The organism is Streptomyces mutabilis (assembly GCF_046628145.1).
In the GTDB taxonomy this organism is placed as follows: domain Bacteria; phylum Actinomycetota; class Actinomycetes; order Streptomycetales; family Streptomycetaceae; genus Streptomyces; species Streptomyces mutabilis.
In genome coordinates this window covers 3,908,420-3,922,002 of the sequence record NZ_CP176874.1, presented here as the reverse complement: position 1 = coordinate 3,922,002, position 13,583 = coordinate 3,908,420, and the positions used below count along the sequence as shown (strand labels likewise).

Genomic DNA, 13,583 nt, shown 5'->3' with positions numbered 1-13,583 from the left:
GTGGACACGATTGCCAGCCTCTTCAGTTTCATCACGACACCTGTCTCCTGGGTCATCGTCCAGTTCCACAAGGTGTACGGCGCGATCTTCGGCCCTGACACGGGATGGGCCTGGGGCCTGTCCATCGTGTCCCTGGTGATCCTCATCCGTATCTGCCTGATCCCGCTCTTCGTGAAGCAGATCAAGGCGACGCGTGGGATGCAGACGCTCCAGCCGGAGATGAAGAAGATCCAGGAGCGCTACAAGAACGACAAGCAGCGTCAGTCCGAAGAGATGATGAAGCTGTACAAGGAGACGGGCACCAACCCGCTCTCCTCGTGCCTTCCCATCCTGGCGCAGTCCCCGTTCTTCTTCGCCCTGTACCACGTGCTCAACTCGATCGCGTCGAACGACACCATCGGCGTGATCAACGACCGCCTCCTGGAGAGCGCCCAGAAGGCTCACATCTTCGGCGCGCCGCTGGCCGCGAAGTTCACCGACGGCTCCTCCAAGGTGGAAGCCCTCGGGTCCTCGCTGACGGACGTCAGGATCGTCACCGCGATCATGATCGTGCTGATGTCGGCGTCGCAGTTCTTCACTCAGCGCCAGCTGATGACCAAGAACGTCGACACCACGGTGAAGACGCCGTTCATGCAGCAGCAGAAGATGCTGATGTACGTCTTCCCGGTCATGTTCGCCGTCTTCGGTATCAACTTCCCCGTCGGTGTCCTCGTCTACTGGCTGACCACGAACGTGTGGACCATGGGCCAGCAGATGTACGTCATCCGCAACAACCCGACTCCGGGTTCCAAGGCCCAGGCCGCCTACCTGGAGCGCCTGCTCAAGCACGTCACGGACACCGGCAAGACCCGCGGTCGTGGTCAGCGGTCCATCGTCAAGGCCATCGTCGCCAAGGGCCGGGACCGCAACGAGTTCGAGCGCAAGTTCATCAACGGACTGAACAAGGCGGGCCTCGCGGCCCAGGCCGACGGCACCGTGGAGAAGAGCGACGCCGCCGTCGCCGCCCAGAGCGCGGAAGGCGCACCCGGCACCACCGCGGCACCCAAGCGGCAGCAGCCCAAGCGGCAGACCAAGGCGCAGCGCCAGTCCGCGAAGCCGGGCGGTGAGTCCGCCGGTGAGCCGGAGGCCAAGACCTCCCTCACCAAGTCCGGCGAGCCGGAGAGCGGCCAGCAGGGCGGCAAGTCCGCCGGCGCCGCCAAGAAGCCCGCGCAGAAGCCCGGCGGCGGTGGCCGCAGCAAGGCCCAGTCCGGACAGCGCAAGGGCCCGCAGCGGCCCAAGTCCCCGTCGAAGAAGTAAGAAGGAGTCCATCCCGTGACGGAAGGCACCACCTCCGCCGCTGCCGAGGGCGCAGACACCCTGACCCGCCTCGAGCAGGAGGGCGAGATCGCCGCGGACTACCTGGAGGGTCTGCTCGACATCGCCGATCTCGACGGTGACATCGACATGGACGTCGAGGCCGACCGCGCCTCCGTCTCGATCATCAGCGACACGAACAGCCGTGATCTGCAGAAGCTGGTCGGCCGGGACGGCGAGGTGCTGGAGGCTCTGCAGGAGCTCACGCGCCTGGCCGTGCACCGGGAGACCGGTGATCGCAGCCGGCTGATGCTCGACATCGCGGGCTACCGGGCCACCAAGCGCGCCGAGCTCTCCGAGCTGGGCGCCAAGGCCGCGGCCGAGGTCAGGAGCAGCGGCGAGTCCGTGCGGCTGAAGCCGATGACGCCGTTCGAGCGCAAGGTCGTGCACGACGCGGTCAAGGCCGCGGGGCTGCGCAGCGAGTCCGAGGGCGAGGAGCCGGAGCGCTTCGTCGTCGTGCTTCCCGCCTGATCGGTCCACACGTTCTCCGGCCCCGTCTGTTGCGCAGACGGGGCCGAGTTTTGTCAGCCTGATAGTTCTGGTGTTTCTGGCAGCGGCGCCCGGTGCGCCGGTGCCGTACGGAAGGACGGTCCCCTCGTGACGGAGGCAGCGGAGCTTCCCCCTGTTCCCGAGCAGGCACGTGATGTGTTCGGTGCTCGGTACGCGGACGCGATCCGCTACGCCGAGCTGCTCGCAGAGGCGGGGGTGAAGCGTGGCCTGATCGGTCCGCGTGAAGTCCCCCGCCTGTGGGAGCGGCATCTGCTGAACTGCGCGGTGCTCTCGGAGGTCGTGCCCGAGGGCGTAACGGTGTGCGATGTCGGTTCCGGCGCCGGCCTGCCCGGGATCCCGCTGGCGCTCGTCCGGGAGGACCTGAAGATCACTCTTCTGGAGCCCTTGCTGCGGCGCACCAACTTCCTGACCGAGGTCGTGGAACTTCTGGGCCTGGACCATGTGACCGTGGTGCGTGGTCGGGCCGAGGAGGTCATGGGCAAGTTGCCGCCGGTGCATGTGGTGACGGCCCGCGCCGTGGCTCCGCTGGATCGTCTGGCCACCTGGGGGATTCCGCTGCTGCGCCCGTACGGCGAGATGCTCGCTCTCAAGGGCGACACGGCCGAGGAGGAGCTGAAGGCCGCGTCCACCGCGCTCAGCAAGCTGGGGGCGGTGGAGACCTCCATCCTCCATGTGGGCGAGGGCGTCGTGGACCCCATGTCGACCGTGGTGCGGGTTGAGGTCGGGGAGAGCCCGGGCGGCGTGCGGTTCGCCGCCAAGCGGGCCAAGGCGGCGCGGACGGGCCGAGCCCGGCGGCGTCGCGGGTAGCCGTACTCCACACAAGCTGCCATACCTACGCATGCCGGAGTGTCGCGGCTGTTCGGCTTCGGCCGCTGTGCATCGTGTTTCACGTGAAACGTCGCTCACTGCTGCACGGCATCATCAGTCGGGGCCGCGCTGCGGCCGACCCCCGCGACCGAAAGCCTCTCGGGTCACTCGGAGAGGGCACGGAGTTGTCCACAGAGGTGGATTTCTCCACAGAACAACAGGCCTCACTGGTTCATGACCCGGAAGACATGGGAGGCTCTGTTCATTGCGAGCCTGAAGTCGAGGAGAGTGAATCCTTGCGGTCCGACGCCAATATCGCGGGACCGATGACCGATCCGGTCCCCGGTCCCCGTACCGAGTCGATGGGAGCGGATGTTTCACGTGAAACACCGCCTCCGATGGACGACACTCCGATCGGTCGTGCTGCCCAACTGGCGGTGGAGGCTCTGGGCCGCGCCGGCGAGGGTCTGCCGCGGCCCGAGCAGACCAGGGTCATGGTGGTCGCCAACCAGAAGGGCGGTGTGGGCAAGACGACGACGACCGTCAACCTTGCCGCGTCGCTCGCGCTGCACGGGGCCCGAGTCCTGGTCGTCGACCTCGATCCACAAGGCAATGCCTCCACGGCGCTGGGGATCGACCATCACGCCGAGGTCCCGTCCATCTATGACGTCCTGGTCGAGAGCCGGCCGCTCTCAGAGGTGGTCCAGCCGGTCCCCGACGTCGAAGGTCTCTTCTGCGCACCAGCCACGATCGATCTCGCCGGCGCGGAGATCGAGCTTGTGTCCCTGGTGGCGCGCGAGAGCCGGCTTCAGCGGGCGATTCAGGCGTATGAGCAGCCGCTGGACTACATCCTCATCGACTGCCCGCCCTCCCTCGGTCTGCTGACGGTCAACGCGCTGGTCGCGGGCCAAGAGGTGCTGATCCCGATCCAGTGCGAGTACTACGCGCTGGAAGGACTGGGGCAGCTGCTGCGTAACGTCGACCTGGTCCGGGGCCACCTCAACCCCACACTGCATGTGTCGACGATCCTGCTCACCATGTACGACGGCCGGACGCGGCTCGCGTCCCAGGTCGCCGACGAGGTGCGCAGCCACTTCGGCGACGAGGTACTGCGGACGAGCATTCCCCGCTCGGTCCGCATCTCGGAGGCCCCGAGTTACGGACAGACGGTCCTGACCTACGATCCAGGATCGAGCGGAGCCCTCTCCTATCTGGAGGCGGCGCGAGAGATCGCGCTCAAGGGGGTGGGCGTTAGCTACGACGCGACGCACGCCCACATCGGCGCACAGAACGACCCGAACATGGTGGAGGGGATCCAGTGAGTGATCGACGGAGGGGGCTGGGCCGTGGTCTGGGCGCGCTGATCCCCAATGCGCCGACCGAGAAGTCGGTGGCCTCGGCGGCGCTGGGGAATGCGGCTCCCGCGTCCCCGGCCGCGATGCCCCTGCTGCCCAACGACCGTGGGGTGGCGGCGGCCAAGGTGACCACGCTGCCGCCTGTTCCACGTGAAACCGAGGAGGGGGCAGCTCACAGCGGACCGGAGCCTCTCCGGCCTCCGATGGGGGCACACTTCGCGGAGATTCCACTCGACGCCATCACGCCGAACCCGCAGCAGCCACGTGTGGTTTTCGACGGTGACGCGTTGGCCGAGCTGGTCACCTCCATCAAGGAAGTGGGCCTGCTCCAGCCGGTCGTCGTGCGTCAGGTGGGACCGGCGCGCTACGAGCTGATCATGGGTGAGCGCCGCTGGCGAGCCTGCCGTGAGGCCGGCCTGGAAGCCATCCCGGCGATCGTGCGTGCCACAGAGGACGAGAAGCTTCTTCTGGACGCGCTGCTGGAGAACCTGCACCGGGCCCAGCTGAACCCGCTCGAAGAGGCAGCCGCCTACGACCAGCTGCTCAAGGATTTCGACTGCACGCATGACCAGCTGGCCGACCGCATCGGACGTTCCCGCCCTCAGGTCTCGAACACACTGCGTCTGCTGAAGCTCTCCCCGAAGGTGCAGAACCGGGTGGCTGCCGGGGTGCTCTCCGCCGGGCATGCACGGGCGCTGCTCTCCGTAGAGGACTCGGAGGAGCAGGAGCGGCTGGCCCACCGGATCGTCGCCGAAGGGCTTTCGGTTCGGGCGGTCGAGGAGATCGTGACCCTCATGGGCTCCCGACCGCAGAAGCCTCAGCGTGCCAAGGGACCTCGGGCCGGCTCTCTGGTATCCCCGGCACTGTCCGATCTGGCGACACGGCTCTCGGATCGCTTCGAGACGCGGGTGAAGGTCGACCTGGGCCAGAAGAAGGGCAAGATCACCGTGGAGTTCGCCTCCATGGAAGACCTTGAGCGGATCCTCGGGAGCCTCGCTCCGGGCGAGGGGCCGGTACTGCAGAAGAGCCTTTCGGACGGCGAAGCCGAGGAGCTCGACTCCTGAGGCGCGCGGGAGTGGCGCGCTGAAATCGCGCTTCCCTGTCGACACGGCGGGTCGTGCCCGGTGCGTTCCGGAACACGGCCCGCCCTTTGCTTTCCGCCGGTGCCGAGGGCAGCTCTTCGTGGATACGATGCGAACGGGATGGCGCAAGCACCTGGCAGCACCTCTGAGAGGAAGGCAGGGGCCATGCGAACGATGAGCCGTACCGGACTGGTGAGCGCGGGCCTGGGGCTGGGCGCGGTCGGTGGCTTCATCGGCAGTCTGCTCAGGGAACGGAGCGCTTTGACAGCCGCCCGCGACGCGGCGGGCGAAGGAAGCGAGGAACAGCCTTCATGGGGCGCCGGCTCGTACCGCTCACGCTGGACAACCTTCAGGACCTTCCCCAGCGCTGTCGCTCGTGTGTCTTCTGGGAACTGGACCCCGTCAGCGGCGAAGCCGCGGTAAAGGCGGGTACGCCTGCTCTGGAGAAGGAGTCCTGGATCTCCGCCGTCCTGCTGGACTGGGGGTCGTGCGGGCGGGTGGTCTACGTCGATGACGTGCCGGTGGGCTTCGTGCTCTATGCGCCCCCCGCGTATGTGCCGCGGTCGACCGCATTCCCCACCAGTCCCGTCTCGCCGGACGCGGTCCAGCTGATGACCGCGTTCGTGATACCCGGGTACCAGGGCCAAGGGCTGGGCCGGGTGATGGTGCAGACGGTTGCCAAGGACTTGTTGCGTCGAGGCTTCAAGGCGATCGAGGCGTTCGGGGACGCGCGCTGGAAGGAGCCGGCCTGTGTCCTGCCTGCCGACCATCTGCTGGCCGTGGGGTTCAAGACGGTTCGCCCCCACCCCAGTCACCCACGACTGCGCCTGGACCTTCGTTCCACGCTCTCGTGGAAGGAAGACGTGGAGATGGCTCTGGACCGCCTGCTGGGGGCGGTCCAGAAGGAGCCTGCACTACGGCCGCTGTAGCAGCGTCGCCGTGCCGGGTACGGAGGCAAAGCGAAGGGGCCGACCCGCTCGGGTCGGCCCCTTCGTGTTTCACGTGAAACGTCACTCGGCGATGAAGTCCTCGAGGTCGCGAACGATCGCGGCCTTCGGCTTGGCGCCGACGATGGTCTTGGCGACCTCGCCACCCTGGTAGACGTTCAGGGTCGGGATGGACATGACGCCGTACTTGGCGGCCGTACCCGGGTTCTCGTCGATGTTCAGCTTGACGACCTCGATCTTGTCGCCGTACTCGGCGGCGATCGCCTCGAGGGACGGCGCGATCTGGCGGCACGGACCGCACCAGGCGGCCCAGAAGTCCACCAGAACGGGCTTGTCGCTCTTGAGGACGTCCTGCTCGAAGGAGTCGTCGGTCACTTGCTTCAGGGTGCCGGCCACGGCGGGCTCCTTAACTGGTTGGTGCGTGGGGTGGGTGAAGGTCAGACGGCGGTCTTCTCGGGCTCGGCCTTGTCCTCGTCGGTGAGCGCAGCGAGGAAGCGCTCGGCGTCGAGGGCGGCGGAGCAGCCGGTACCGGCGGCGGTGATCGCCTGGCGGTAGGTGTGGTCGACCACGTCACCAGCGGCGAAGACACCGGTGAGGTTGGTGCGGGTCGAAGGGGCTTCGACCTTCAGGTAGCCCTCCGGGTCCAGGTCGAGCTGTCCCTTGAAGAGCTCGGTGCGCGGGTCGTGGCCGATCGCGATGAACAGGCCGGTCACCGGCAGGTCCGAGAGCTCGCCGGTCTTGACGTTGCGCAGCTTCAGGCCGGACAGCTTCTGGTCGCCCTGGACCTCGGCGACCTCGCTGTCCCAGACGAAACTGATCTTGGGGTCGGCGAAGGCGCGCTCCTGCATCGCCTTGGAGGCACGCAAGGTGTCACGGCGGTGGACGATCGTCACGGACTTGGCGAAGCGGGAGAGGAACGTGGCCTCCTCCATCGCGGTGTCACCGCCGCCGATCACGGCGATGTCCTGGTCCTTGAAGAAGAAGCCGTCGCAGGTCGCGCACCACGACACGCCACGGCCGGAGAGGGCGTCCTCGTTCGGCAGGCCGAGCTTGCGGTGCTGGGAGCCGGTGGTGACGATCACGGACTTCGCCTGGTGGACCGTGCCCGCGGTGTCGGTGACGGTCTTGATCTCGCCGGTCAGGTCGACGGCGACGACATCGTCCGGGATCAGCTCGGCGCCGAAGCGCTCCGCCTGGGCACGCATGTTGTCCATGAGCTCGGGGCCCATGATGCCGTCCTGGAAGCCCGGGAAGTTCTCCACCTCGGTGGTGTTCATCAGCGCGCCGCCCGCGGTGACGGCGCCCTCGAACACCAGCGGCTTCAGCGACGCGCGCGCGGTGTAGAGCGCCGCCGTGTAGCCGGCGGGCCCGGAGCCGATGATGATCACGTTTCGGACGTCGCTCACGGCTTCATTCCTCGTCTCTGGACTGCGTCTTCAGGGCGGGGTGGAGCTTCTCTCGGAGCTCTCACCCCACCCAACGGATCCTAAGGGGCGCGCATTCCCGCTGTGTCCGGGCACACGGCAGACACACGTCGGACGAGGACTGGGTGAGCGTTCAGGAGCGTGCGTAGGAGTGCTTCAGCAGGACCTTGGCCTTGCTGACGGTGGGCTGGTCCACACATGCCGACTCGACGATGTAGGCGGTGACCCGGCTGTCATTGGAGGCATCGGGCAGCACCACGAGCAGCGCTTCCTTGCCTTTGTAGACGCCCTCCTTCGTGGCGAGGGCCGCATCGTCACGACCGATGCCCTGCCGGACGCACTCGGGGACCGTCGGCTGCTTGAAGACATGGTTCTCGGCGCCGGTCTCGGACTCCATGCCGAAGCTGCGCGGCGTGCGCGGCCCGTTTCGGGTGCCCTGCTCGTCGGAGATGAGTCCGGAGACCTGCTCCTTGAGCTTCCCCTCGGAGAAGGTGTCCGCGAGCGCGGTCTGCTGCCCATGGGCGGTGTCGTCGGCCCGGTCACCACCGGTGAGGGACGAGACGATGACGGAGCCGAGCCCAAGGGTCGCGGCAGCTGCAACGGCGCCGAGTACGGCGATCCTGCGGCGTCCGCCTCGTCGGCGTTCCTTGCGGCCCGGGCCGGTGGACGAGGGACGGGCGTTTCCGGCAGGGCGGTCCGTGGATGCCGATGTTTCACGTGAAACACGCGCGCCGTCGTGGTCGCCGGTTGAGCTCAGCGCCGCCTCGGCGGCCAGGGCGGCGTCGATACGGTCGGCCACGTCATCGGGCATCCGAGTCGGGCCGGGCAGTGTGCCGAGCAGGCCCTGGAGCTCCTCCAGTGATGCGTAGACGTCCGCACAGAGCTCGCAGGTCTCCAGATGCCGTCGTACGTCCGAGGTCCGTGACGGAGGGAGCAGGCCCTCGGCGAGGTCGGAGATCTCCGCGACGTCCGGGTGTCCGGTCAGGTCTGTCGTCGACGACGTCACGTTCGTCCACCTCCGCCCTTCACTGCGGCTGAATCGCTCGGTCCTGCGTCCGACGGACCCGCACGGCGCGGTCCCGCTGCCGGTGGGACGGATGTCCCCTGAGTCCGGTTCCGTTCGTCGCTGGGCTTCCTGTCCTGGCCGGCCTTCCTGCTCTCGCCGCTGCCGTCCGGACGCAGGTGTGTCAGCAGCGGCAGGAGTCTGGCTCTGCCACGGGCACAGCGGCTCTTGACGGTGCCGGTCGGCACATCCAGGATCCGGGCCGCCTCCGCGACGGGGTAGCCCTGCATGTCCACCAGGACGAGTGCCGCCCGCTGGTCGGCCGGCAGGGTGCCCAGGGCCTCCAGGAGCTGGCGGTGCAGGTCGTTGCGCTCGGCGGGGGCCGACGCCGACTCGTGCGGCTCCAGGAGCTGCTCCAGGCGCTCGGTGTCGTCGACGGGAGCGGTTTTCCGGGAGGCGGCTTTGCGGGCGCGGTCCAGACAGGCGTTCACCGTGATCCGGTGCAGCCAGGTCGTCACGGCGGCCTGCCCGCGGAAGGTGTGCGCGGCCCGGTAGGCGGAGACCAAGGCGTCCTGGACGGCGTCGGCGGCTTCCTCGCGGTCACCCAGCGTCCGCAGGGCCACGGCCCAGAGACGGTCGCGATGGCGCCGGACGAGCTCGCCGAAGGCATCGGGGTCGCCCTCCACATGGCGGGTGAGGAGATCCCGGTCGCTGACGTCGCCGTAGGCGGTGCCGTCTGCCATTGGACCCCCTTCCTTCAGCCGGCTGGCTCTCAGCCCTTGAACGTCACGTCGGTGATGGCCTGCTTGTAACCGGGGTCGCTGTACTTGTCGCCAGGTGCGTGGGGCAGGGCGGTGAGCCACACGAGGACGTACTGCGTCTTCACCGGCTTGGTGAGCTTGACCGTCGCGTTGGTTCCGCTCGTGGTGACCGTGCCGATCTTCCGCATCGCGTCGATCGACGAGGGCTGCAAGGAGTCTGCGGCGTACAGCTCCACCGTCGTGTGGTCGCCGCTGTAGAAGAGCCCTATGTCCGCCGTCGACAGCTCCTTGGCCGAACCGAGGTCATAGACGATGCCGACGCCGGGCTTGAACGGGCCGATGACCGGGCCCTCGTAGAAGCTGTTCGTCCGCCAGAGGGTCGCGGTATCGCCGTCGTACGTCTTGCCGACGTCGGCCGGGTGCTGTGCGTCGCCCTTGGCGACGAACTCCTGGGCACCCTGGACCGCGATGGGCTTCACCGGACGGGGCTGCTCGCCGTTCTTGTCGTCGCCGTCCGTCGTCTGCGTCTGGTTCTGGTCGTCGGCCTTGCCCCCGCGCTCCATCAGCGCGTCCGCCAGCTGCCAGCTGCCCAGACCGAGCGCGGCGATCAGCAGAGCGGAGACGCTCCACTTCAGCGCCCTGCCGGTGCGGCTCTGCAGCGGAGGCGGCGGAGTCGGTACCGGCCGGGTGGCACCGGGACGCGGTGTCGGGCGGCCGTAGGCGCCCTGCTGGTAGGCGGTGCGCTGGTACTCGGGCGGGGCGGTGTACGCCGGCTCCGGCGGGCGGATGCGGGGCATCTCGCCGATCGCCTTCACCAGTTCCTCCGGCGTGGTGCACGGGGACTCGTGGCGGGAGGCGGTGGCGCCGTCATTGGCGAGGGCACGCATGGCGAGCTCGGACAGGCCGCGGTGGACTCCCGCACGTACCTGGTCCGGCGGAATCAGCCCGATGTCCTTGGGCAGCCCCGCCAGACCGTGTGCGTCGGTCTCGTAGGGCCAGCGCTGGGTGAGCGCGGCGTACAGCAGGGCACCGATGGCCTCGGTGTCGGTGCGCTGAGGCGTCTCCGAACTGATGCCGCGCAGAGCGGCGTTGACGGCGAGCCCGCGGATCCGCCACTGGCCGGTCGAGGTCCGCAGCACCGCGTTGGGGCTCAGACGCAGGTGGGCGAGACCCTCGCGGTGGGCCGCCGCCATGGCGGACGCGACCTGACTGACCATCTGGTAGGCGTCGTAAGCCTCCAGCGGACCGGAGGCGAGCAGCGCGGTCAGCTCGGTGGCGTCGGGGAGCCACTCGTGGACGACGTAGACCAGGTCGTTGTCCTCGACGGCGTCGAGGACCTGGACGAAGCGGGGATCACCGAGCAGGGCGGAGGAACGGGCCGCGGCCAGCACGGAGCGGGCGCGGGTGTGGTCCGCAGGGAGGAGGTGGACTCCGACGGCGCGGCGGAGCTTCTCGTCGACGGCCCGCCAACTGCTGAAGCCGTCCAGACGGGTGACGCACTCCTCGAGGCGGTAGCGTCTGGCGAGTTTGTGCCCGCTGTGCAGTTCGGGAGGCGAGGCCTTGCCGGAATCCTCGCTCTTCGGGCTCCCCTGTGCCTCGTCGCTGTCCGTGTCCCGCTCCCGGTTGTTGGCCACCCCGTCGGCCGTGGACTGGTCCGCCTGTGCGGTCAGCGGCTCGTCACCGCTGTTGTCTGCCACGTCGACGGCAGCTGTGCTCCGTTCCGCCACCGTCGTTCTGCCTCCCCATTCGATGCGCGCCGACCGGCTCCCGATGCGCGCGGTCCGACGCCGAACCCAATTGTGCCCACAGTCCGCCGCTATGCACGACACACGGCGGTGAACGATGGTTGTGCGCCTACCCCAGCCCTCAGCGTCCCAGGCGTCCGCGCACCATGCCGACCAGTGAGTTGACTTCCTCGATGCGCATGCGGCGGGCGGCGACGAAGAAGACGCCGAACAGCAGCACACCCCCGGCCAGCAGCGCTGCGAGCGATCCGAGAGCGTCCTGGCCGAGCGCACGGCTGACCGCGTAGCAGGCCGCGCCGCTGATCAGGGCGGCCGGCACGGACGCGATGCACAGCCGCGCGTACGTCCGCAGCACCCGTGCGCCGTCCAGGTCCCCGCCGAGCCGCTTGCGCAGCCTGCGCCAGGCGACGCCGACACCGATCACGTAGGCGAGGCCGTAGGAGGCGGCCATGCCGACGACGGCCCAGCGCGACGGTAGCAGGAGGTAACACAGTCCGGAGGCCGCGGCGTTGACCACGGCCACGATGACGGTGTTGTAGAAGGGCGTCCGGGTGTCCTCGTAGGCGTAGAAGGCGCGCAGGACGACGTACTGGACGGAGTACGGGATGAGGCCGAGGCCGAAGGCCATCAGCATGTAGCCCATGTTGGTGGCTTCGCTCGTGCCCGAGGAGCCGAACATGAGCGTGCACATCGGGATGCCGAGGGCGACGAAGCCGAAGGAGACTGGAACGATGGCGACGGCTGTGGTGCGCAGGCCCTGGGAAATGTCGTCCCGGACCGCGCCGCCGTCGTTCTCGGACGCCGAGCGGGAGATGCGGGGCAGCAGAGCGGCCATCAGGGAGACGGTGATGATGGCCTGGGGCAGACCCCAGATCAGCTGCGCGTTGGCGTAGGCGGCGAAGCCGGTGCCGTCGACGGGCGACGCCTTGCCGGCGGCCGTGGAGAGCTGGATGACGATCATGGCGCCCGCCTGGTTGGCGAGGACGAACAGGACCGTCCACTTGGCGAGGGTGACGGCCTTGCCGAGACCGTGACCCTTCCAGTCGAAGCGCGGCCGGATCCGGAAGCCCGTCTCGCGCAGGTAGGGGATCATGGCCAGGGCCTGCACGACGAGGCCCAGCAGGACCCCGATGCCGAGCAGTCGCTCGCCCTCCGGCGGGATGCTCGTGACCTTCATGCCGGAGGTCTCCGCGGTGCCGTACACCCAGATGAACATCGCCAGGGTCACGATGATGACGATGTTGTTCAGGACCGGGGTCCACATCATCGCGCCGAACCTGCCGCGGGCGTTGAGGACCTGCCCCATCACCACGTGGAGGCCCATGAAGAAGATCGAGGGCAGGAAGTAGCGGACGAAGGTGATGCCGACCTCGTTGGCGGCCGGGTCGCTGGCCACGGGGTTGGACAGGAGCCGGATCAGCAGGGGCGCGGCGAAGACCGTGATCACGGTGAGCACGCCGAGGGCCACCATGACGAGGGTCAGCAGGCGGTTGGCAAAGGCCTCGCCACCGTCCTCGTCCTCCTTCATCGCCCGCACGAGCTGCGGTACGAAGACCGAGTTGAGACCGCCGCCGACGGTCAGGATGTAGATCATCGTCGGTAGCTGGTAGGCGACCTGGAAGGTGTCGCCGAGCAGGCCGACGCCCAGCGCGGAGACGATCAGCGCCGACCGGATGAATCCCGTCAGTCGCGACACCATCGTGCCCGCCGCCATCACGGCGCTCGACTTCAGCAGACCGCCCGCCCGTCCGCCCTTCCTCGGGGCGGCGGCCGGTGCGGCCGCGGGTGCGGGCTCGGGCTCCTGGAGAGGGGCCTCGGCCGCTTCCGGAGTGGGAGCCACCGCGTACTGGCCCGGAGCGGGCGCCGCGTGCTGCTGACCGTACGCCGGCGGTTGCCCGCCGTACTGGCCGGGTTGTCCGCCGTACTGCCCAGGCTGCCCGCCGTACTGCCCGGGTGCCGGAGCGTTCCCGTACGGGGCGGGCCCCTGCGGGGCGCCGTACTGGCCCGGCTGCTGCCCGGGTGCACCACCGTACTGGCCCGGTGCCGGGGCGGGGGCGGGGACGGAGGCGTGGTCGTCGTACGAGGGGTGACCGCCGCCCTGCTGCTGGTCGCGGAACAGGTGGGCGAAGGCGTCCGGCTCGTGGCGCTGCTCGCCGGCCTGGGTGACCAGGTCGTCGACGCCGACGAACTGAGTGGTGCGCGGGTCGTCACCGTAGGGCAGGTACTGCGTCGGGCCCTCCGGCTCGGGGGCCGGGGTCTGGGCCCAGACGCGTGGGTCGGGGGCGTAGGGCGATTGGGAGGGCTGGGAGTACAGCGGCTGCTGCGGCGGGTGGGTGCCCGGCGGCGGTGGCGGGTGCGCGGCGCGGTCGTAGAGCGCTTCGGAGACCGGGTCCTGGGCGGAGAGGTCGTGCGCCCGGTAGGGATCCTGGTCGTAGGCGTCCTGGAGGTACATGTCCGCGTGCGGCTGCGGCGGTGTCTGTCCGGGGTCGGACGGCGGACCCTCGGGGTGACCCGAGCCGTCCGCGGCCCGACCGCGGTCACCGTCGTACGGCGCGTTCATGGTTACCCCACCTCATCGTCCCGGGCCCACCGGCCA

12 protein-coding genes are annotated in these 13,583 nt (G+C 68.9%); 6 read left to right on the top strand and 6 right to left on the bottom strand.

Going from position 1 to position 13,583, the window contains the following annotated elements:
* From yidC to ACLIN4_RS17555, 6 genes are all read left to right on the top strand, one after another.
* A complete protein-coding gene (gene yidC / locus ACLIN4_RS17580) occupies nucleotides 1-1,296 on the top strand; it encodes a membrane protein insertase YidC (protein ID WP_107478057.1) in 1,296 nt (431 codons plus the stop codon).
* A gap of 15 nt (nucleotides 1,297-1,311) precedes the next feature.
* Nucleotides 1,312-1,824, top strand: a complete 513-nt coding sequence (locus ACLIN4_RS17575) for a protein jag (RefSeq protein ID WP_100048246.1) — start codon at nucleotides 1,312-1,314, stop codon at nucleotides 1,822-1,824.
* A gap of 126 nt (nucleotides 1,825-1,950) precedes the next feature.
* Nucleotides 1,951-2,670: a 16S rRNA (guanine(527)-N(7))-methyltransferase RsmG gene (rsmG, locus tag ACLIN4_RS17570; protein WP_043382580.1), complete on the top strand. Its 720-nt coding sequence runs from the start codon at nucleotides 1,951-1,953 to the stop codon at nucleotides 2,668-2,670.
* Nucleotides 2,671-2,918: 248 nt separating this feature from the next.
* Nucleotides 2,919-3,992, top strand: a complete 1,074-nt coding sequence (locus ACLIN4_RS17565; RefSeq protein ID WP_107478070.1) for a ParA family protein — start codon at nucleotides 2,919-2,921, stop codon at nucleotides 3,990-3,992.
* Entirely contained in the window at nucleotides 3,989-5,089 is a 1,101-nt protein-coding gene (locus tag ACLIN4_RS17560) for a ParB/RepB/Spo0J family partition protein (RefSeq protein WP_100048247.1), read from the top strand. The genes ACLIN4_RS17565 and ACLIN4_RS17560 overlap by 4 nt, the downstream gene beginning before the upstream one ends.
* Nucleotides 5,090-5,418: 329 nt before the next feature.
* Nucleotides 5,419-6,036: a GNAT family N-acetyltransferase gene (locus ACLIN4_RS17555; RefSeq protein WP_289909045.1), complete on the top strand. Its 618-nt coding sequence runs from the start codon at nucleotides 5,419-5,421 to the stop codon at nucleotides 6,034-6,036.
* 81 nt (nucleotides 6,037-6,117) lie between these two features.
* Here the strand turns inward: ACLIN4_RS17555 and trxA are convergent, their stop codons facing one another.
* The 6 genes from trxA to murJ form a co-directional block, all read right to left on the bottom strand.
* Nucleotides 6,118-6,450, bottom strand: coding sequence for a thioredoxin (trxA, locus tag ACLIN4_RS17550; protein ID WP_019324700.1), 333 nt, complete (start codon nucleotides 6,448-6,450; stop codon nucleotides 6,118-6,120).
* 41 nt (nucleotides 6,451-6,491) lie between these two features.
* Nucleotides 6,492-7,460: a thioredoxin-disulfide reductase gene (gene trxB, locus ACLIN4_RS17545; RefSeq protein WP_107478059.1), complete on the bottom strand. Its 969-nt coding sequence runs from the start codon at nucleotides 7,458-7,460 to the stop codon at nucleotides 6,492-6,494.
* 151 nt (nucleotides 7,461-7,611) lie between these two features.
* Nucleotides 7,612-8,484, bottom strand: coding sequence for an anti-sigma factor family protein (locus ACLIN4_RS17540; protein ID WP_179342479.1), 873 nt, complete (start codon nucleotides 8,482-8,484; stop codon nucleotides 7,612-7,614).
* On the bottom strand, nucleotides 8,481-9,224 hold the full coding sequence (gene sigM / locus ACLIN4_RS17535; protein WP_107478060.1) for an RNA polymerase sigma factor SigM: 744 nt from the start codon (nucleotides 9,222-9,224) through the stop codon (nucleotides 8,481-8,483). Before sigM ends, ACLIN4_RS17540 begins: the two co-directional genes overlap by 4 nt.
* 29 nt (nucleotides 9,225-9,253) lie before the next feature.
* The gene (locus ACLIN4_RS17530) at nucleotides 9,254-10,969 is read right to left on the bottom strand and encodes a protein kinase family protein (RefSeq protein WP_107478061.1); all 1,716 of its coding nucleotides are present in this window, start codon (nucleotides 10,967-10,969) and stop codon (nucleotides 9,254-9,256) included.
* Between the two features lie 139 nt (nucleotides 10,970-11,108).
* A complete protein-coding gene (gene murJ, locus ACLIN4_RS17525) occupies nucleotides 11,109-13,547 on the bottom strand; it encodes a murein biosynthesis integral membrane protein MurJ (protein ID WP_307652472.1) in 2,439 nt (812 codons plus the stop codon).
* Between the last annotated feature and the right edge of the window lie 36 nt (nucleotides 13,548-13,583).

Excerpts from the sequence above, each read along its gene's own strand:
- ACLIN4_RS17555 (WP_289909045.1), top strand. The coding sequence starts at position 5,419 with ATGGGGCGCCGGCTCGTACCGCTCACGCTGGACAACCTTCAGGACCTT.
- murJ (WP_307652472.1), bottom strand. The coding sequence starts at position 13,547 with ATGAACGCGCCGTACGACGGTGACCGCGGTCGGGCCGCGGACGGCTCG.
- ACLIN4_RS17565 (WP_107478070.1), top strand. The coding sequence starts at position 2,919 with ATGGGAGGCTCTGTTCATTGCGAGCCTGAAGTCGAGGAGAGTGAATCC.
- sigM (WP_107478060.1), bottom strand. The coding sequence starts at position 9,224 with ATGGCAGACGGCACCGCCTACGGCGACGTCAGCGACCGGGATCTCCTC.